Origin of the sequence: Streptomyces sp. NPDC007896, from assembly GCF_042959425.1 — a bacterium.
In the GTDB taxonomy this organism is placed as follows: Bacteria; Actinomycetota; Actinomycetes; order Streptomycetales; family Streptomycetaceae; genus Streptomyces.
In genome coordinates this window covers 126,262-144,303 of the sequence record NZ_JBIBKX010000004.1, presented here as the reverse complement: position 1 = coordinate 144,303, position 18,042 = coordinate 126,262, and the positions used below count along the sequence as shown (strand labels likewise).

Here is an 18,042-nt window from a genome sequence, read left to right as displayed (position 1 = left end):
CGTGGACCGGGACGCTCAGGCGTCCCGGTCCCACACCCGTACCGGCAGCGGTCGCAGCGCTTCTCGGAGCGCGGCGGCCAGTTCTTCGTACTCGCCGCCGCGCGCGGCCCCGGCGCGCATCGCCAGCGCGATCCGGCGGGTCGGCGCCGGGTCCGCGAAGTAGCCGGTCAGGAGCTGGTTGCTGCGGGTCGTCTCGACCTTGACGGCGGTGCGCGGCAGCAGGGTGCAGCCGAGGCCGCCGGCGACGAGCTGGACCAGGGTGGACAGGCCCGCGGCCGTGGTGGTGACCGGCGCGTCCTCCCGGCCCGCCTCCCGGCAGATGTCGAGGGCCTGGTCGCGCAGGCAGTGCCCCTCGTCGAGCAGGAGCAGGTTGAGCTCGCGCAGGGCTTCGCGGGGGATGCCCTCCCGGCCGCCGAGCGAGTGGTCGAGCGGGGTGACGAGCACGAAGTCCTCGTCGAACAGCGGGAGTTCGGTCATGCCGGGCACACCGAGCGGGACGGCGAGCAGCAGCAGGTCGAGACGGCCGGAGGTCAGCCCGTCGAGGAGGTTGGCGGTCTGCTCCTCGTGGACCTGGAGGTCGAGGTCCGGGTAGCGGTCATGGACCAGGTTGAGGACGGTGGGCAGGAGGTAGGGCGCGACAGTGGGAATGACGCCGAGGCGCAGCGCCCCGGTGAACGGCGCCCGCACCGCCTCCGCTTCCTCCATGAGCGCGCCGACCTCGTCCAGTACCGCCTTCGCGCGGACGGCGAGACGCTCGCCGGCGGGTGAGAGCAGCACCTTGCGGGTCGTACGCTCCAGGAGGGTCACGCCGAGCGTCTCCTCCAGGACGGAGACCGCGCCCGACAGCGCGGGCTGGCTCATGCCGATCGCGGCGGCGGCGTCACGGAAGTGCAGGTGTTCGGCGACGGCGGCGAAGGCGCGCAGCTGGGCGAGGCTCGGCTGACGGCGCCCGTTCCCCTTGGGGCTCATGACTCCCTTGCCACTCATGGCCCCCTTGCCGCTCATGGGGCCCTTGGAGCTTGCGTTGCCCAGCGGGCTGGCCATGGCCGTACCTCTTACTCATAGTCACTGATAGCTGCAGTCGATCAACACGACCGAGTGTAGCTATTTCCGTAATCAATGCAGCTTGTGACAGCATCAGCAGCGTCCAACCCTCGGGAAACGCCCCCAAAAGGGGCTTTTCCCTGCTGCAAGGAGAGCGCGTGCTCACTGTCGGTGACAAGTTCCCCGAGTTCGACCTGACCGCCTGTGTCTCGCTGGAGAAGGGCGAGGAGTTCCAGCAGATCAACCACAAGACCTACGAGGGTCAGTGGAAGGTGATCTTCGCATGGCCCAAGGACTTCACCTTCGTGTGCCCGACCGAGATCGCGGCCTTCGGCAAGCTGAACGAGGAGTTCGCCGACCGTGACGCCCAGGTGCTCGGCTTCTCCGGCGACTCCGAGTTCGTGCACCACGCCTGGCGCAAGGACCACGACGACCTGCGTGACCTGCCCTTCCCGATGATGGCCGACTCGAAGCACGAGCTCATGCGGGACCTCGGCATCGAGGGCGAGGACGGCTTCGCCAAGCGTGCGGTGTTCATCGTCGACCAGAACAACGAGATCCAGTTCTCCATGGTGACCGCCGGTTCCGTCGGCCGTAACCCCAAGGAGGTCCTCCGGGTCCTCGACGCGCTCCAGACGGACGAGCTCTGCCCGTGCAACTGGACCAAGGGCGAGAACACCCTCGACCCGGTGGCGCTCCTGGCGGGTGAGTAACCCTCCATGGCCCTCGACGTACTGAAGTCCGCCCTGCCGGACTACGCGAAGGACCTGCGTCTCAACCTCGGCTCGGTCATCGGCAACTCGGACCTTCCGCAGCAGCAGCTGTGGGGGACGGTGCTGGCGTGTGCGATCGCGGCGCGGTCGCCGCGGGTGCTGCGGGAGCTGGAGCCGGAGGCGAAGGCTCAGCTGTCGCCGGAGGCGTACACCGCCGCCAAGTCGGCTGCCGCGATCATGGCGATGAACAACGTCTTCTACCGCACGCGGCACCTGCTGTCGGACCCCGAGTACGGGACCCTGCGGGCCGGTCTGCGGATGAACGTCATCGGCAACCCCGGTGTCGAGAAGGTCGACTTCGAGCTGTGGTCGCTGGCGGTGTCCGCGGTGAACGGCTGCGGTCAGTGTCTTGACTCCCATGAGCAGGTGCTCCGCAAGGCGGGCGTCGACCGGGAGACGATCCAGGAGGCGTTCAAGATCGCTTCTGTGATCCAGGCGGTCGCCACGACGCTGGACGCCGAAGCCGTCCTCGCGGAGTAACCTCCGCCGCTCTACTCAGGCCCCGTTCACCCTGGTCGGGTGGGCGGGGCCTTGGCTTTCTCGCCCCCGCCGCCCCTACCCGTCCCCTCCTCAACCTGGGGGCTCCGCCCCCAGACCCCCGAGGTGGCTTCTTCGGCTGCGGGCCGGTGGGGGCTTGGCGCGCAGTTCCCCGCGCCCCTGGGGCACGGCGCTACGCCCCGGCGCCCCAGGCTTTCAGGGGCGCGGGGAACTGCGCGACCGGCCCCCCACCCGCCCGGGGGGAATCGTCACGGGGATGGGGGGCGTACCGGGGCCACATCGATCGCCGTGGCGCCCCGCGGCTCCGGCGCATGGCGGAGGGCCGGCTCGCGGGAGTACGAACGCAGGTATCCCACCACCGTGTTGGTGACCGCCACCAGCGGCACCGCCACCACGGCCCCGCCGATCCCGGCGACCAGCCCACCCGCCGCGACGGACAGCACCACCGCCAGCGGATGCACCCGCACGGCCCGCCCCAGAATGAACGGCTGGAGGATGTGGCCCTCGATCTGCTGGACCGCGAGCACGACGAGCAGTGTCATCAGCGCGGTGAACACACCCTGCGTCACCACCGCGACCACCACCGCCAACGCCCCCGACATCACCGCGCCCACCAGCGGAATGAACGCGAAGAGGAAGATGAAGACAGCGAGGGGCACGGCCATGGGGACGTTCAGGAAGTAGATGCCGAGGCCGATGAAGATCGCGTCGATCAGAGCCACTATCACCGTGCCGCGCACATAGGCCGTCAGGGTCCGCCACGCGCGGGGCCCCGCCCCGGCCACCCCCGGCCGCGCCGCCGCCGGCACCAGCTTCAGCGTCCACTCCCAGATGCGCTTGCCGTCGTAGAGGAGGAAGAGCGTCGAGAACATCGTCAGGAGGATGCCGGTCAGCGCTTCCACTATGACCGTCACGCCCTCCAGCCCCGCCGACGTGATCTGGTCCGTGTTCGCGCCGATCGCCTCCCGCAGGTTCTTGGCGATCTCGTTGATCTGCTTGTCCGTCACATGGAACGGGCTGTTGAGGAGCCACTTGCGCAACTCGTCGATGCCGTCCTGGATCTGGTTCGAGAGGTTGTCGATGTTCTCCTGGACCTGCCAGACCACGAACCAGCCGACCAGCCCCATGATGACGAAGCCGAGGATCGCGGTGAGCGCGGTGGCGAGGCCCCTGGGGAATCCCACTCCCTTCAGGCGCGCCACGGTGGGCTGAAGCAGCGCGGTGATGAGCAGCGCGGCGACGAAGGCCAGTACGACCAGTTGTACGGCGCTGATCACCCGCATCAACACCCAGAGGGTGCCCGCGAGAACGAGCAGCCGCCAGCCGGCCTCGGCCGCGACCCGTACGCCCCACGGCACGGCCAGGACGGGATCGGGCCGGGTGTCCGTCTCCGGCCCACGGGTGTAGTGGGCGGCGGGGGCGGAAACGGCGGAAGGCTCCGGCTCGGAATCGGATCCGGGTTCACGTTCGGGGGTGGGTTCGGGAGCGGCGTCGGCCGGGGCTGCGGAAGGCTTCGCGTCCGTCCATGCCGTCGTCGTGGAGCCGCGCGGCGACCGGTCGTCGGTCTCGTCGATCAGGTCGAGCGAGCCCCCCGACTCCTTCTCCACCTCGGCGCGGCGCTCGTCCAACCGCGCACCCAGCTCCGTCAGCTTGGCGCCGAGCCGGCCGAGCAACCCTGGCACTCTCGACATGATCCGTCCTCTTCCCCCGCTTCTCCCCACCACTCCCCCCTGGAGTCGTCGGTTCCGACCGTACATGGCCGAAGCCCCTCACCCTAGGACGGGGAGGGGCTTCGAAAGGTTGAGCGGCCGGAGGTGACGGCGGCTCAGTAGTTGCCGTGAGCCTGCCAGTACGACCAGGCATCGCAGGGGCTGCCGTAGCGTTCGTTCATGTAGTTGAGGCCCCACTTGATCTGCGTGGCCGGGTTGGTCTGCCAGTCGGCACCGACCGACGCCATCTTGCTGCCGGGCAGCGACTGCACGAGACCGTACGCGCCGGAAGAGGGGTTCTGCGCCCGGTAGTTCCAGGTGGACTCGTGGTCCACGATGTTGCTGAAGCACTGGAACTGACCGCTGGGGATGATCTGACGCGCGATGGCCTGGACCTCGGCGACGGTGTACGAGGACTGCGGGGCCAGGCTGACAGCGGCAGTGGCACGCGTCTGGGAGCGGCTGGCCGCTTCCGCGGCATCCTTGCGCGCCTTGGCGTCCGCCGCGGCCTTCTGCTTCGCGACCGCGTCCTTGGCAGCCTGCTTGCGGGCAGCCTCCTCCGCGTCCTTCTTGGCGCTCGCGTCCGCGGCGATGGCCTGTGAATCGGCCTGCTGCGTCAGGGACGCGGTCTGCACCTGGGCCTGCTGGCCCGCAGGTATGTCCGCGAGGAGAGTCGAGTCACTCGCCGTCGCCTCGGCGTCGTTCGACGGCTGGCCAGTGTTGCCCGAGGCAACACCACTCACGGCGCCGACAGCGGTGACCGCGGTGGCCGAAGCCACTGCGAGTCCCCGGACCGAAATCCGGCTCACACGGTTTCCTTCCAGCATCGCCCGCTTAGGTGACCCTCGCGGACGCAATCGTGCCCCTGAACGCTGGCCTCCCAACTACGGGGTCACGGGAGGCACGGGCCCGGTGGGCAACTCCCGTGACGGAAGTGCCGCGTGGTGCGCGGGCGGCATACGACGACTCTATGGAGTTCTGGTGTTCCTGAGGTGCGGTACCGCTGGGGGTACACGTGTGTCGTATGCGGGGCCTGACAGGAGTGAGACTCTGCCGTAACCCGACGCCGCGAGGCAATTCCCCGTTGCGTGTGAAAGCTCACACCCCGTTTGCCCCAGGAGTTTTGCGGAAACAAGCGCGCACGAAGACGCCGCCCGGCTAGGCTCTTCGCCTTTTGCCGGGCGGCGTCAACTACCGTGCATCCACCACGTTTTGACCAATCGGGTCAAGTGGTGCCAGATGGGTCCAGATGGAGCCAGGTGGGTCAGATCTGTCCGTCCTCCAGCATTTCGGTCACAAGTGCCGCGATCTGGGACCTCTCGGAGCGGTTCAGTGTCACGTGCGCGAAGAGCGGATGACCCTTCAGCTTCTCCACGACGGCGACCACGCCGTCGTACCGGCCGACGCGCAGATTGTCCCGCTGTGCCACGTCATGGGTGAGAACCACCCGCGAGTTGGCGCCGATACGGGACAGAACGGTCAGCAGCACGTTCCGTTCCAGTGACTGGGCCTCGTCCACGATCACGAAGGCGTCGTGCAGGGAGCGGCCGCGGATGTGGGTGAGCGGCAGGACCTCCAGCATGCCGCGCGCGGTGACCTCCTCGATGACCTCGCGCGAGGTGACCGCCGACAGCGTGTCGAAGACCGCCTGCGCCCAGGGGCCCATCTTCTCGGCCTCGGAGCCGGGCAGGTAGCCGAGCTCCTGCCCGCCCACCGCGTACAGCGGCCGGAAGACCATCACCTTCTGGTGCTGACGCCGCTCCAGCACGGCCTCCAGGCCCGCGCAGAGCGCGAGCGCCGACTTGCCGGTGCCGGCCCGGCCGCCCATCGACAGGATCCCGATGTCGGGGTCGAGCAGCAGATCGAGCGCGATGCGCTGCTCGGCGCTGCGGCCCTTGATGCCGAAGGCCTCCCGATCGCCGCGCACCAGCCGGACGTTGCCCTCGGAGGTGACACGGCCGAGGGCCTTGCCGCGCTCCGACTGGATCGTCAGACCGGTGTGGACCGGCAGGTCGGCCGCTTCGGGGACGTACGCATGTCCCTCCTCGAAGAGGATGTCCACCTGCTCACCGGACAGGGTCAGTTCGGACATTCCGGTCCAGCCGGAGGAGCCCGTGATGGCCAGTTCCGCGCGGTACTCCTCGGCGAGGAGGCCGACGGACGAGGCCTTGATCCTGAGCGGCAGGTCCTTCGAGACGACGGTGACGTCGTACCCCTCGGCCTGCAGGTTGCGGGCGACCGCGAGGATGCGGGAGTCGTTGTCCCCCAGGCGGTACCCGCTGGGCAGGACGCTGGGGTCCGAGTGGTTGAGCTCGACGCGTACGGTCCCACCGAGTTCCCCGATCGGGATGGGGGCGTCGAGGCGGCCGAACCGCACCCGGAACTCGTCGAGCAGGCGCAGGGCCTGTCGGGCGAAGTAGCCGAGCTCGGGATGGTGCCTCTTGGCCTCCAGTTCCGTCACCACGACGATCGGAAGCACGACCTCGTGCTCGTCGAAGCGGCTCAGGGCGTTCGGGTCGGCCAGCAGGACGCTGGTGTCGAGAACATAGGTGCGCCGGTCTGGCATACGACGCTTTGTGCTGGTCACCACGGAAGGACGTACCCCCTCGGATGAGGTCGGGGAGCGACGGAGAGGAGCTGGACCGGTCCTGGCCGCATTGCGCGGGCCGGAGACCGGCCCTCCGTCTCGTCCGTACGGACCGCACGGTCGGGCTGGTGCAAAGGGCCTCCCGGGCGGACGGCCCCGTGCCGTCCGCTGAGATACGACACCCGTGGTTCGGGCGTCGACCTGCATGGCTTATGCCCTCGAACATGCGCGGCCATGCAAGAGCATGTGACCACGCGTTCGTTAACTCCGGGTGACGCGCACCCCTCGCACCCCCCTGGGTCAGCCTCCGTAGCGGCGGTGTCGCGCCGCGTAGTCACGCAGGGCACGCAGGAAGTCGACCTTGCGGAACGCAGGCCAGAAGACTTCGCAGAAGTAGTACTCCGAGTGGGCGGTCTGCCAGAGCATGAATCCGGACAGCCGCTGCTCGCCGCTGGTGCGGATCACCAGGTCCGGATCGGGCTGGGCACTCGTATAGAGGTGCTTGCCGATGAGGTCGATGTCCACGGACTCGGCGACGTCCTCGATCGAGGAGCCCTTGTCGGCGGCGTCCAGGAGCATGGAGCGCACGGCGTCGGCGATCTCCTGGCGGCCGCCGTAGCCGATGGCGACGTTGACCACTATCCCGTCGACGTGCGCGGTGGCCTCCTCGGCCTCCTTCAGCGCGGTCTGCATCTGGGAGGGCAGGATGTCCGGCGTTCCCACGTGGTGCACGCGCCAGCGGCCGTCGGCGGCGAGGGTGCGTACGACGCCCTCGATGATGCCGAGCAGGGGGACGAGCTCGTCCTCGGGGCGGTCGAAGTTGTCCGTCGACAGCAGCCAGAGGGTGACGACCTCGACATCGGTCTCCGAGCACCAGCCGAGGAACTCCTCGATCTTGTCGGCGCCGGCGCGGTGCCCCTGGGCGGCCGTGCTGCCCGCCGCCTTCGCCCAGCGCCGGTTGCCGTCCATGATGACGCCGATGTGCTTGGGCACCTGGTCGTGGTCGAGGTGGCCCTCCACCCTGCGCGTGTAGAACCTGAGCAGCAGCCGGCGCAGGTTGTCCCGCAGGTTCACGTGTTGTCAGCCCCTCCGTGCGGATCGGACGGGCGCGGCAGAGCGGCCTCGCTCAGCGCAACCCCTGTCCATATGACGGTCCCCGGGGGCGAAGCCTACCCCCGTGAAACCAACGGCCCCGCAAGAGGTGTCTGTGGTCCGACAAGTGGGCCGGGGTGGGGGCGCTGTGTCACCAGGGCCGGTTCCCGAGGGCAGGGGGGCGCACGGGGGCGCAGGCGGAGGCGGCGGTGGGGTGGGGTGTGGGGGCACAAAAAACGGGCCGGTCCGTGGGGGGGAGACGGACCGGCCCGAGGGGGGGTTTCCACCATAACCCTTCGTAAGTGATGCTGCGTGCATCGGCGTGCCACAACTACTCTCCGAAATCGGACGGCGACGCCACGGTGGTCGCGGAACCTCCCATTCAGGGCTTGACCATGGCCGAATCACAGCGGATTCAAAGGGAATGGAGAGGTAAACGGAGAGATCCGGAGGGTTTGCGACCAACTGGGTCTTCCCCGCCGACTCGCCCCCACGTACTCCGGGAGAGTGACGCGCGCCCGTGTCGCCCGCTTGACGGCGCCGCTAACTTCGCACCCATGGCCATGCTCACCACGCCGGGGATCCCCGCACCGGTGCCACTGGAGGTCGCCGTGTCGGCCCGCGCCCGGCGCCGTGGACTGCTCGGGCGCGACGGGATCGACGGGGCCCTGCTGCTCTCGCCGGCCAGTGCGGTGCACACCCTGGGGATGCGGTTCGCGATCGACGTCGCCTATTTGGACCGGAAGTTCCGCGTCTTGGCGGTACGGACGATGAAGCCGGGGCGTATGGGGCGCCCCCGCCCACGCTCCCGCCACATCCTGGAGGCGGAGGCCGGGACGATGCAGCGATGGGGTGTACGGCGCGGGGCACAGGTCACGGTGCACGACCGGTGACGTGACTTCAGACAGGGAGCGCAGCACCGCGCAGCCCCCTCCACTGCGCGGTGCCACACGCGCAGCTTTGCTCACGCGAATTACCTTGGTCTGAACTTACGTGAGGCGAACACCCCGGACGACCCACCCCCGATAACGATGTGGAAACCCTGTGCGGAAGTCCGTCATACGGACGGACATCTCACTCATGGATGGTCGCATCGGGGTGTTTTCGGTCAATCGGTTCCCGGACGCTCCAGCGGACAGGATCTGACCTCATTCCCGCCTACCTTCGCCGCATGCCCCTGAAGATCACATGGAACGAGGCGAGCGCGCGGCGAATGGAGCGCCAGTTCCTGGCCGTTCCGGCGCGCGGCGGGACTCCGGTCGCCGACACCGTCGGCGCGATGCTCGGCGCGCACGCGCAAGTCCTGTCGGCGGCCGAGGTGTCGGTGGGCGTACGCGCCGAGGGAGTCACGCGGGCAGACGTACGCGCCGCGCTCTGGGAGGACGGGTCGCTGGTGAAGACGTACGGTCCGCGCGGCACCGTACATCTGCTCCCCACCGCGGAACTCCCCCTCTGGACGGCCGCGTTGACGGCGATCCCGTCCGGCCGGAGCCCCTTCGCGCCCGCCGTCCGGCTCACCGAAGAGCAGGCGGACCAGGTCGTGGCGGCGATCGGGAACGCCCTGGACGGCACGCGGCTGACCATCGACGAGTTGAGCGACGAGGTGGTGGCGCGCACCGGGTCCTGGGCCGGGGACCTGGTGATGCCCGCGTTCCAGGGCATGTGGCCGCGCTGGCGGCAGGTCATGCACCGGGCGGGTCAGCGCGGCGCACTGTGCTTCGCCCCGAACCGGGGCCGCAAGGCGACGTACACCCGGCCCCCGCACTTCGAACCGCTCGCCGCCGACGAGGGGCTCGCCCTGCTCGTAGGGCGCTATCTGCGCGCGTACGGACCGGCGACGCCGGGGCGGTTCGCCAAGTGGGCCGCGGCTCCGCGTGGTTGGGCCACCGAGCTCTTCGCCTCGCTGGCGGGTACGGGGGTCATCGAGGAGGTCGACTTCGAAGGGCCGGCGTGGATCGCGGCGGGCGACACGGAGTTCCCGGGGACGCCGGTGAGCGGGGTGCGGCTGCTTCCGTACTTCGACGCGTACGCCATCGCCGCGGGGCCCCGCGAGGTGCTGTTCCCCGGGCCGGCGTACGCACGTGCCCTCGCGGGCGGCCAGGCCGGGAACTTCCCCGTGCTGCTGGTCGACGGCGTGGTGGCCGGGGTCTGGCACCAGCGGCGCCGGGGACGGCGTACGACGGTCACCGTGGAGCCGCTGGAAGGGCTGACGGCGGCACGGGAGAGGGAGTTGGCGCAGCAGGTGGAACGGGTGGGTGAAATCCTGGAGGCGGGGGCGGAGTTGGTGGTGGGGAGGGTGACGGCGGGCCCGCACGCATGAGCCTGAACGCGAGCCCTCCCGGGGATCCCGCGGACCCCTAGGAACGACGCGGCTTGCGCGCCTCGATCAGGAAGCGGGCGCTGTGGGCGACGAACGGGCCCTTCGCCTCGATCCGCTCGTGCAGGGCGCGCAGCTCGGTCCGGTACCGGTCGACGGTGAAGCCGGGGACCATCCAGATCACCTTGCGCAGGAAGTGGACGACGGCACCGATGTCGTAGAACTCGATGCGCAGCCGCTCCGCGCGCAGGTCGGCGACGTCGAGCCCGGCGGCCTCGGCGGCGGCGCGGGCGCGGTCCGGGTGCCGGCCGTTCCTGACGTCCTCCGGCAGCGGGCCGAGGAAGTACTCGACGAGTTCGAAGACGCTCGCCGGGCCGACCTGCTGGGAGAAGTACGTGCCGCCGGGGCGCAGGACGCGCGCGATCTCGGACCAGTGCGCCGTGACCGGGTGCCGGCTGGTGACCAGGTCGAAGGCGGCGTCCGCGAAGGGCAGCGGGGCGTCTTCGGGAGAGGCGACGACCAAGGCGCCACGGGGGTGGAGCAGGGCGGTGGCCTTCGCGACGTTCGGAGGCCAGCCCTCGGTGGCGACGGTGAGCGGGGGCAGCGTCGGCGCCGAGGCCAGCACCTCACCGCCACCGGTCTGGATGTCCAGCGCGGCGGACGCGTGCGCGAGCCGCTCCCCCATCGCCCGCGCGTACCCCCACGAGGGCCGCTCCTCGGTGGCGCGCCCCTCGAACCAGGAGAAGTCCCACCCCTCGACGGACGCGGCCACGGCCTCGTCGACGAGAGCTTCGAAGGTACGGGTGGTGGTCATGGGGGGATCTTCTCAACGGGGCGGCGGGGAGGCGAGGCGTTTTCCACCGGGCAACGGGGGGCCGGGGCCAGGTGTCCAGGGCGCTCGTCGCCGGTGCTTTCACTCCTCGGGGAGTACGAGCAGGGTGTGGTCGTCGTTGCCGTGGCGGACGGTCCCGTGGTGCTGGAAGCCGTGCCGTTCCAGGAGGCGTATGGACGCGGTGTCGCCGGTGAAGGGATCGGCGTACAGGGGGCGGTTCCTCTCCAGCTCGAACCTCGAGCGCCGGGCCGCCTCGGGGTCCTGCTCGTAGGCCAGGAACAGGTCGAGGTCGGTTTCGACCGCGTCCCTCAGCCGTACGTCGTCATCGCTCATACCGACGAGTGTGGCAGCGGGCACTGACAACGACCGGCCTACACGATGAGCGGACGGACCTCTCGGGCCGCGAACCGTACGAAGGCCTCGGGGTCCGGTTCGTCGGCGGTGGGCTGCAGGACCACGGTGTCGGCGCCGGCCTCCGCGAGGCGCTGTACGGCCTTGGCCACCGCGTCCGCGTCCCCGGCGACGCCGTGCTCCGGCAGCGGATCCTCACCGTTCGCCTCGATCTCGGCGCGCAGCCGCGCCGCCGCGTCCGGTCCGGTGGCCGTGTGGAGGTAGACGATCACCCGGTGGTGGTCGGTCCGGCCCGCCGACTCCCGCCCCTCGTCGATGAGTCGGCGCGCCCGCCGTACCCCTTCCGGCGCGGTGGCGGCGGTGAGGACGGTGCCGTCGGCGGCGGCCCCCGAGAGCCGGAGCGAACGCGGCCCGGTGGCGCCCGCGAGCACCTCCGGTGCCGCCGCCGGGGGCCAGTCGAGGGCGACGCCGTCCAGCTTCACGTACCGGCCGTCCGTGCTGACCCGCTCGCCCCGCAGCAGCGCGCGCAGCGCGTCGAGGTGCTCGCGCAGCAGCGTCACGGGCGACTCCGCACGCGCCCCGACCTGCCCCATCCAGTCCTGGACGCCGTGGCCGACGCCCAGGATCGCGCGCCCCGGGAACATCCGGTGCAGCGTGGCGGCCTCCATCGCGGTGACGGCGACGTTCCGCAGCGGGACGGGCAGCAGGCCCACGCCGACCCGGACCCGTTCGGTCCAGGCGAGGGCGGCCGCCGCGGCCGAGATGCCCCCTTCGAGGAAGCAGTCCTCCCACAGCCACAGCTCCTCCAGGCCCGCGTCGTCCGCCGCGCGCGCGACGGCCCGCAGACGCTCGGGGGGCAGTTGGGGCCGGAACACAACGCCGAGAACAGTCATGGAGCCTTCCTACCGATGCCCCGACTCGCGGACAACTCCTTTACGTGTCGGCGGTTCCGGGGTCGGTAGCAGTGGCGGGGACGATGACGGTGCTGTCGCGTTCGTAGCGCAGGAGTACGACCCCGTTGCCGAAGGCCCGTGACTCGACGAACCGCAGATCGGTCGGGGTGTGCGACTCCGGGAACAGGGGTTTGCCGCGGCCGATCAACACCGGATGGACGTACACCCGGAACTCGTCGACCAGGTCGTGCCGCAGGAACGCGGCCGCGAGGTCGGCGCCGCCGAGGCCGAGGTCCCCACCGGGCTGTTCCTTGAGCGCCCTGACCTCGTCCGGTACGACGTCCCGGACGATCGTGGTGTTCCAGTCGGCCCGCTCCAGTGTCCGCGAGTACACGTACTTGGGGATGTCCCGCCAGATCCCCGCGAACTCGACCATCTCGGGCGTACTGTCCGGGCTGTCCGGATCCTGGTCGGCCGTCGGCCAGAACCCCGCCATCAGCTCGTGCGTGACCCGGCCGTCCAGCAGGCCGCCGAGCTTCCTGATCTCCTCGTTGAAGTGGCGGTGCAGCTCCGCGTCGACGCGGTGCCAGTCGATCTCGCGGTTCGGTCCCTCGATGAATCCGTCCAGGGACACCGACATCATCAGGACGATTCTTCTCATGACACCAGGTTCTCAGCTCTGGGCTCCCGAGGACCCACTGTTCGCCGCGCCACGTGGGAACGTCACCTCCACCCGACGGTTCTTCCGGCGGCCCTCCTCCGAGGTGTTGTCGGCGATCGGGTAGTCCTCGCTGTAGCCGCGCACCTCGAAGGTGACGTCCGTCGAGCCGAGCACCGCCGCCAGTTCGTCGTGGACGATCTCCGCGCGCTTCTTGGAGAGGACCAGGCCGTGGGCGTACGAGCCGAGGTTGTCGGTGAACCCGAACACCCTGACTGTCGTCGCCTTCTGGTTCTTGATCTCGTCCGCGATCGCCTGGATACGGGAACGGGCGTCGGGGTTCAGCTTCGAACTGTCCTTGGGGAACAGCACCTCGGCCTGCAACGCGAACGTCACGTCCGAGTTCGTGTCCTCCCGCCGCTCCTCACCACCGAGGTCCTCGACGACCGACTTGATGTCCAACACCTTGGCCGGCGCGAGCGTGGCGCCGTCGGCGAGCTTCAGGCCGGGGCTGGTGGGGTCGACGGTGGGGGGTGGGGAGGTGGTGACGCTGCCCGGCGGGGCGCTGGGGTCGGTGCCGTCGGCGTGCGCCGGGCCGCCGGTGAGGCTCAGCGCGGCCAGTACGGCGAGGGCCGTGAGCGTGGTCGCGGCGCTGCGGGGTGGGAGGGCCATGGTCACTCGCCGTCGGAGATCTGGATGGAGGCGGGGGGCATGGAGCCGACCTGGAAGTCGACGTTGGTGGTGTCGGCGGGGGGTGCGGGGAATTGGGCGAACCAGTCGGCCGACTGGCCCGCTTCCACACCACCGCCGTCGAACTTCGTGCAGAGGCAGCGCCCCTGGGTGTCCCGCAGGACGAGGTACTTCTTCTTGCCCTTGCTGTCGATCAAGGAAGCTCCGGCGAGGGATGCACCGTTACCGAGCAACTCTCGCTCGTCACCCCGCCAGTTCGAAGCGATCCAGAACTGGCCGCCTCCATTGGTCACCTTGCCGCTCACGGTGATATAGCCGCCCTGGTCACGGACGGCCGAGGTGACGGTGAGTGTGATGTCGCCGCCCTTCACCTCCGCCAGTGCCGCCGCCTGGCTCGGTGTCGAAGACGCCTGCGGTTTACCTCCGTTGCCGCCTTTGCTCGACTGGGAGGTCGAAGTCCCGCTCGGCTTGTCACCTCCGTCCCCCCCGCCGCAACCGGACACCGTGAGGAGCAACCCAGTCGTGATGGCCATCGCGGCCAGTGCCCGTCGGCCCTTCATGGTGTGCCGGAGATCCATCGGTACGGCTTCCTCTCACTCGGCCAGATGCACAGAGAACAGCACGGACGCGTCCGGAAGGTCGCCCGGATGGAACTTTCCGGGGTCGATGTCGACGGGCTGTCCGTCGCAGTTCAGTTCCACGGGCTTCTTGGGATCCGCAGCCGGATCGAAGTCACAGCGCGGCTGGATGACAGCGGTGGCATGGGCCATCGCGTTCTTGTCCGTGCCGGGAATGATCGACTTGCCAACCGTGTACCGGGTCTCGATATCCACTCGGTAGCCCGGAAATCCGTTCACTGCGGTTGGGGTAAAACCGTGCACGGTCGAGTCGTTCTCGGCGGCCAGCCGACCGGCCGCAGCCGCGGCTCCGGTGCCTTTGAACAGGTTTCCCTTGAGCCAGTCCAGCCAGTGGTCATCCTTGCCCACGGCCCCCGTCAAGCCTGTCATCAGCTCGTCCCGGGAGTCCCGTGCGGCCGCCAACGCCGCAGCGTCCGCCGCGGATTGAGCTCCATTCCGGGCGGACGCTGCTTGGGCGAACACGAAGAAGGCGAGCGCGGCGAAGAGAAGAATCCCCGACAACCAGATGTAGATGGGAAGGGTCTGTCCTCGGTCGCTGCGGGCCGGGTGGATCAGCCGCCGCCTCCACCGGTGACCTTCTGGACTGCGTCCCGGATCGCACCCGAGATCATCCCGTCCAGGCCGATCTGATCGATCAGCGTGAAGATCCCGGCGATGATGATCATCAACCCGGCGTACTCCACGAAACCGGCGCCGGCGTCCCGTCCGCGGCCCCGCATCCGACCGGCGACGGTCTTCGCCCAGGTCTCCACCCGGACTCCCGCCCTCAGCGTCCAGTCCCTCGTCACCATGGCCCCTGTCCTCCCACCCGACGCCACCACTACCGACCCGAGCACCGTACGTGAGACCGCGCCTACTCCGGGTGGGCCCAGGGGCCCAACTTCGGGTGGGTGGAGTCATCGGCTCCACCCCTCACGTGCCGTGCCCAGCCAGTGGGCGATCGCTTCGCTGCGCGAGGAACTGTGCAGCTTTGCGAAGATGCGGTTGATGTGGTTCTTGACGGTCTTCTCGCTGATGAAGCACGCGGCGGCGATCTGCTGATTGCTCATGCCGGACGCGATGAGATCCATGACCTCCACCTCCCGTGAACTCAGGCCGAAGTCGAGCCGGTTGGGCACGCGACGGCGCAGCCTCGCCGCATAGCCGGGGCGAACCTTCGACGACTGTCCCACAAGTGGTTGCAGATGCGAAGAGAAATCGTTCGGTTCGTACGAAACACCGAGTGAATCCGGGACAGTCGCCTTCGCGTGCCGTATCTCCCGTACGGCGGAGATCAGTTCGGCGGCCGTGAACTCGCCGTGGACGAGATAGCCGACCGCGCCCCGGCGCAACGCCTCGGCCACGACCTCGGGTTCGCGGCTGTAGGTCAGCATCATCACGGGGGCGAGCAGGGAGAGGGCGGGAAGGGCCGTCAGCCCGTCCGTGCCGGGCATGCGGACGTCGAGGAGGACGACGTCCGGGCGCAGCCGGGTGGCGGCCGCGATGGCCTCCTCGCCGTCGGCCGCCTGCGCGACGACCTGGAGGTCCGGGTGGCCGTCGAGCAGCGCGGCCAGGCCGGCCCGGACGACCGGGTTGTCGTCGGCCACGAGTACACGGAGGTTCGGGCCGGGAAGTGCCTGGTCAGGCATGTGCGGCCTCCTCTTGGGGGATGGGGGCGGGGTGGGGGGCGGCGGAGGACCGCGGGAGGGTCAGGTGGATCTCCGCGCCTCCTTGCGGGGAACGGGTCAGGTCGATACGGCCGCCCAGCGACGCGGCTCGCTCCGCCATGCCGAGCAGCCCGAAGTGGCCGGATCTGGTCAGGTCGTCGAGGGTCGGGTCGTCGAGGGCGACGGGCGGGGGCAGACCGACTCCGTCGTCCCGTACGCGTACGGCGCACTCGGCTTCCGACACGTCGAGTTCCACCGTCACCCGCGTCGCGTCCGCGTGGCGGTGCGCGTTCTCCAGCGCCTCGGACACGATCGCCAGGACGTGGTGGGCGGTGGCGTACGGGAGGGTCGGGGGCTCGCCCCGGTGGTGAAGGGAAGTGGGGAGGTGGGTGCGGGCTTCGAAGGCTCGTACGCGGGCGTCGAGTTCGGACAGGACGTCCGTGTTCGCACGCGCGAGGTCCGTGTGGCGGCGCAGGTCGGAGAGGAGGTCGCGGGACTCCACGGCCGCCCGGCGGGCCGCTCCCGCGACGATCGTCGCCTGCCGCCCCAGCGTGTGCGGGTCCGCGTCCCCGGCGGCGGCCGAGGCGGCGAGGGCCTCGGCCGCCAGCGCCAGGCCGTGCAGGGTCTTCGCGACCGAGTCGTGCATCTCGCGGGCCAGGCGGGCCCGTTCGGACTCCACCGCCTCGGCGACGGCCAGGCGGGAGTTCGCCTCCGACAGCGCCTGGCTCGCCGTACCGAAGCGGAACATCAGGTTTCGCAGGGTGACACCGATGATGCCCGCGCCGACGCAGAAACCCGCGACGAGCAGGGTGCTGGCGCCCGACCCCGGGTGGTGTTGCCAGGCCCTGTACACCGTCACCAGCACGATCAGCTGGAGGCCGGTGAAGATGCCCGAGCCGCGCCAGCCGTACAGCAGGCCCGCCAGGAGTGGAGTGCAGACCGTCGCGTACGCGAGGGGGGACGCGGGCGACGCCGTCAGGAGCAGGACCGCGCCGAAGGTCAGGTCCACGGCCATGAGGCCGGGGTGCGCGAGGAGGCGGGGGCCGAACCGTTCCCAGTCCCTGAGCATGGCGTACGAGCCCATGACGCCGAGGACGGCGGCGACCAGGACCGTGTAGCGGGGTGGGCCGTTCACGGCGTTGGTCATCGCGAAGGGGGCGCCGATCGCGATCGCGGCGAGGCGGACGCCGAAGGCCTGGCGACACAGCGCCTGGAGGGCGTTGAGCTGGAGGCGGACGCTGCCGGGGGCCGGGGCGTCGTCGGCCAGGTAGCCGTCCTCGGTGCTCGCGAGGTGCCGTCGCGCCCACAGGCGGGTCAGCCACGGCGGGGGCTGCGACAGCCACAGCGAGAGAGAGGACAGCGTCGAGAGCGGTGACGGGCGCGGCAGGGGTGTACGGCGGCTGTTCATCAGCGGCCCAGGATCGAGCCGAAGTTCGTGCCGGACCCCAGGAACATGCCCGTGGCGATCAGGATCATCGTCGCCGGGAGCATGAAGACGAGGGTCACCATCGTCGCCTTGGGGATGGTCTTGGCGGCGCGGCGGCGGGCGTTCTGGGCGTCGGTGCGGCGCATGTCCGTGGCGAGTTGGATGAGGGTCTCGGCGATGGGGGAACCCAGCTCCTCGCCCTGCTGGAGCGCCGAGACGAACTGGGCGACCTGCTCGGAGGAGTTGCGCTTGCGCAGTTCGTCGAAGGCCTGGCGGCGGCTGACGCCCATGTCCATCTGGCGGAGCGTGATGCGCAGTTCGTCCGCCCAGGGGCCCTCGTACTTCTCCGCGACCCGGTCCAGCGCCTGGCGGAAGCCGAGGCCCGCCGAGACCACGACCGCGAGGACGTCGAGGAAGTCGGGGAGCGTGCGGTCGATGACCTCCTTGCGTTCGCGGACGGCCTGCCAGATGAGGGCGTCGGCGGCGACGAGCCCGAAGGTCAGGGTGAGGACGGCGAAGAGGAGCTGGCCGTTGGAGAGGAAGACGAGGCCGAGTACGACGCCGAAGACGCCGTACACCGCGCGGCGGGCGGCGTAGCGGTTGAGGGTCAGGCCGCCGGGGTTGCCCGCCATGTCGATGCGGCGGCGTTTGGCCTCGACCCGGCGGGGGCCCATGAGGCGCAGGACCGTGGGGGCGAAGCGCATGCCGAGGCGGTCGACGGCGGACTCGGCGGTGGAGACGCGGGTTCCGCCGACCTCCAGGGCGAGCGCGAGGTCGCTCGGGAGTTTGGCGTCGGCGCGGATCATGCGGATGCCCAGCAGGGCGCCCGCGACGGCCCCGGCCGTCAGGAGGGCGAGCAGCAGCGCGAGCAACGTGACCCCTCCTCTC

General features: G+C 70.0%; 20 protein-coding genes. 4 read left to right on the top strand and 16 right to left on the bottom strand.

Annotated elements, in window-relative coordinates:
* Nucleotides 1-15: 15 nt before the first annotated feature.
* Nucleotides 16-969: a LysR substrate-binding domain-containing protein gene (locus ACFZDJ_RS15290; RefSeq protein WP_352046034.1), complete on the bottom strand. Its 954-nt coding sequence runs from the start codon at nt 967-969 to the stop codon at nt 16-18.
* A 233-nt stretch (nt 970-1,202) separates the two neighbouring features.
* Between ACFZDJ_RS15290 and ACFZDJ_RS15285 the strand changes: the two genes are divergently transcribed.
* Both ACFZDJ_RS15285 and ACFZDJ_RS15280 read left to right on the top strand, forming a co-directional pair.
* Nucleotides 1,203-1,757 carry a redoxin domain-containing protein gene (locus ACFZDJ_RS15285; protein ID WP_390932444.1) on the top strand — a complete coding sequence of 185 codons (555 nt, stop codon included), beginning with the start codon at nt 1,203-1,205 and terminating at the stop codon, nt 1,755-1,757.
* Nucleotides 1,758-1,763: 6 nt separating this feature from the next.
* Nucleotides 1,764-2,297, top strand: coding sequence for an alkyl hydroperoxide reductase (locus tag ACFZDJ_RS15280; RefSeq protein ID WP_101400409.1), 534 nt, complete (start codon nt 1,764-1,766; stop codon nt 2,295-2,297).
* A 266-nt stretch (nt 2,298-2,563) separates the two neighbouring features.
* Here ACFZDJ_RS15280 and ACFZDJ_RS15275 read toward each other — a convergent pair whose 3' ends face one another.
* The 4 genes from ACFZDJ_RS15275 to ACFZDJ_RS15260 form a co-directional block, all read right to left on the bottom strand.
* Nucleotides 2,564-4,006 (bottom strand): AI-2E family transporter, encoded by a 1,443-nt coding sequence (locus ACFZDJ_RS15275; protein WP_390932446.1) that lies wholly within the window; start codon nt 4,004-4,006, stop codon nt 2,564-2,566.
* Nucleotides 4,007-4,140: 134 nt separating this feature from the next.
* On the bottom strand, nt 4,141-4,833 hold the full coding sequence (locus ACFZDJ_RS15270; RefSeq protein WP_391059405.1) for a transglycosylase SLT domain-containing protein: 693 nt from the start codon (nt 4,831-4,833) through the stop codon (nt 4,141-4,143).
* Nucleotides 4,834-5,288: 455 nt separating this feature from the next.
* Nucleotides 5,289-6,614, bottom strand: a complete 1,326-nt coding sequence (locus ACFZDJ_RS15265) for a PhoH family protein (protein WP_101400406.1) — start codon at nt 6,612-6,614, stop codon at nt 5,289-5,291.
* A gap of 297 nt (nt 6,615-6,911) precedes the next feature.
* Nucleotides 6,912-7,685 carry an isoprenyl transferase gene (locus tag ACFZDJ_RS15260; RefSeq protein ID WP_101400405.1) on the bottom strand — a complete coding sequence of 258 codons (774 nt, stop codon included), beginning with the start codon at nt 7,683-7,685 and terminating at the stop codon, nt 6,912-6,914.
* Between the two features lie 575 nt (nt 7,686-8,260).
* Here ACFZDJ_RS15260 and ACFZDJ_RS15255 point away from each other — a divergent pair.
* The gene (locus ACFZDJ_RS15255) at nt 8,261-8,596 is read left to right on the top strand and encodes a DUF192 domain-containing protein (protein WP_390932451.1); all 336 of its coding nucleotides are present in this window, start codon (nt 8,261-8,263) and stop codon (nt 8,594-8,596) included.
* A 278-nt stretch (nt 8,597-8,874) separates the two neighbouring features.
* Nucleotides 8,875-10,023: a DNA glycosylase AlkZ-like family protein gene (locus ACFZDJ_RS15250; RefSeq protein ID WP_391059403.1), complete on the top strand. Its 1,149-nt coding sequence runs from the start codon at nt 8,875-8,877 to the stop codon at nt 10,021-10,023.
* A 37-nt stretch (nt 10,024-10,060) separates the two neighbouring features.
* Here ACFZDJ_RS15250 and ACFZDJ_RS15245 read toward each other — a convergent pair whose 3' ends face one another.
* From ACFZDJ_RS15245 to ACFZDJ_RS15195, 11 genes are all read right to left on the bottom strand, one after another.
* Nucleotides 10,061-10,834: a methyltransferase domain-containing protein gene (locus ACFZDJ_RS15245; RefSeq protein WP_391059400.1), complete on the bottom strand. Its 774-nt coding sequence runs from the start codon at nt 10,832-10,834 to the stop codon at nt 10,061-10,063.
* Between the two features lie 99 nt (nt 10,835-10,933).
* Entirely contained in the window at nt 10,934-11,185 is a 252-nt protein-coding gene (locus ACFZDJ_RS15240; RefSeq protein WP_391059398.1) for a hypothetical protein, read from the bottom strand.
* Between the two features lie 38 nt (nt 11,186-11,223).
* Entirely contained in the window at nt 11,224-12,096 is an 873-nt protein-coding gene (locus ACFZDJ_RS15235; RefSeq protein WP_390932459.1) for an LLM class flavin-dependent oxidoreductase, read from the bottom strand.
* A 40-nt stretch (nt 12,097-12,136) separates the two neighbouring features.
* The gene (locus tag ACFZDJ_RS15230; protein ID WP_391059395.1) at nt 12,137-12,757 is read right to left on the bottom strand and encodes a dihydrofolate reductase family protein; all 621 of its coding nucleotides are present in this window, start codon (nt 12,755-12,757) and stop codon (nt 12,137-12,139) included.
* 12 nt (nt 12,758-12,769) lie between these two features.
* A complete protein-coding gene (locus tag ACFZDJ_RS15225; RefSeq protein ID WP_391059392.1) occupies nt 12,770-13,426 on the bottom strand; it encodes an OmpA family protein in 657 nt (218 codons plus the stop codon).
* A 2-nt stretch (nt 13,427-13,428) separates the two neighbouring features.
* The gene (locus tag ACFZDJ_RS15220) at nt 13,429-14,022 is read right to left on the bottom strand and encodes a hypothetical protein (protein ID WP_391059389.1); all 594 of its coding nucleotides are present in this window, start codon (nt 14,020-14,022) and stop codon (nt 13,429-13,431) included.
* A gap of 15 nt (nt 14,023-14,037) precedes the next feature.
* Nucleotides 14,038-14,634 carry a pilus assembly protein TadG-related protein gene (locus tag ACFZDJ_RS15215; protein WP_391059832.1) on the bottom strand — a complete coding sequence of 199 codons (597 nt, stop codon included), beginning with the start codon at nt 14,632-14,634 and terminating at the stop codon, nt 14,038-14,040.
* Complete coding sequence (locus ACFZDJ_RS15210; RefSeq protein WP_101400396.1) at nt 14,634-14,873, bottom strand: hypothetical protein; 240 nt, start codon at nt 14,871-14,873, stop codon at nt 14,634-14,636. Before ACFZDJ_RS15210 ends, ACFZDJ_RS15215 begins: the two co-directional genes overlap by 1 nt.
* A 105-nt stretch (nt 14,874-14,978) precedes the next feature.
* A complete protein-coding gene (locus tag ACFZDJ_RS15205; RefSeq protein ID WP_390932468.1) occupies nt 14,979-15,710 on the bottom strand; it encodes a response regulator in 732 nt (243 codons plus the stop codon).
* The gene (locus tag ACFZDJ_RS15200) at nt 15,703-17,136 is read right to left on the bottom strand and encodes an ATP-binding protein (RefSeq protein ID WP_391059386.1); all 1,434 of its coding nucleotides are present in this window, start codon (nt 17,134-17,136) and stop codon (nt 15,703-15,705) included. Before ACFZDJ_RS15200 ends, ACFZDJ_RS15205 begins: the two co-directional genes overlap by 8 nt.
* Nucleotides 17,136-18,026 (bottom strand): DUF5936 domain-containing protein, encoded by an 891-nt coding sequence (locus ACFZDJ_RS15195; RefSeq protein ID WP_095852807.1) that lies wholly within the window; start codon nt 18,024-18,026, stop codon nt 17,136-17,138. The genes ACFZDJ_RS15200 and ACFZDJ_RS15195 overlap by 1 nt, the downstream gene beginning before the upstream one ends.
* Between the last annotated feature and the right edge of the window lie 16 nt (nt 18,027-18,042).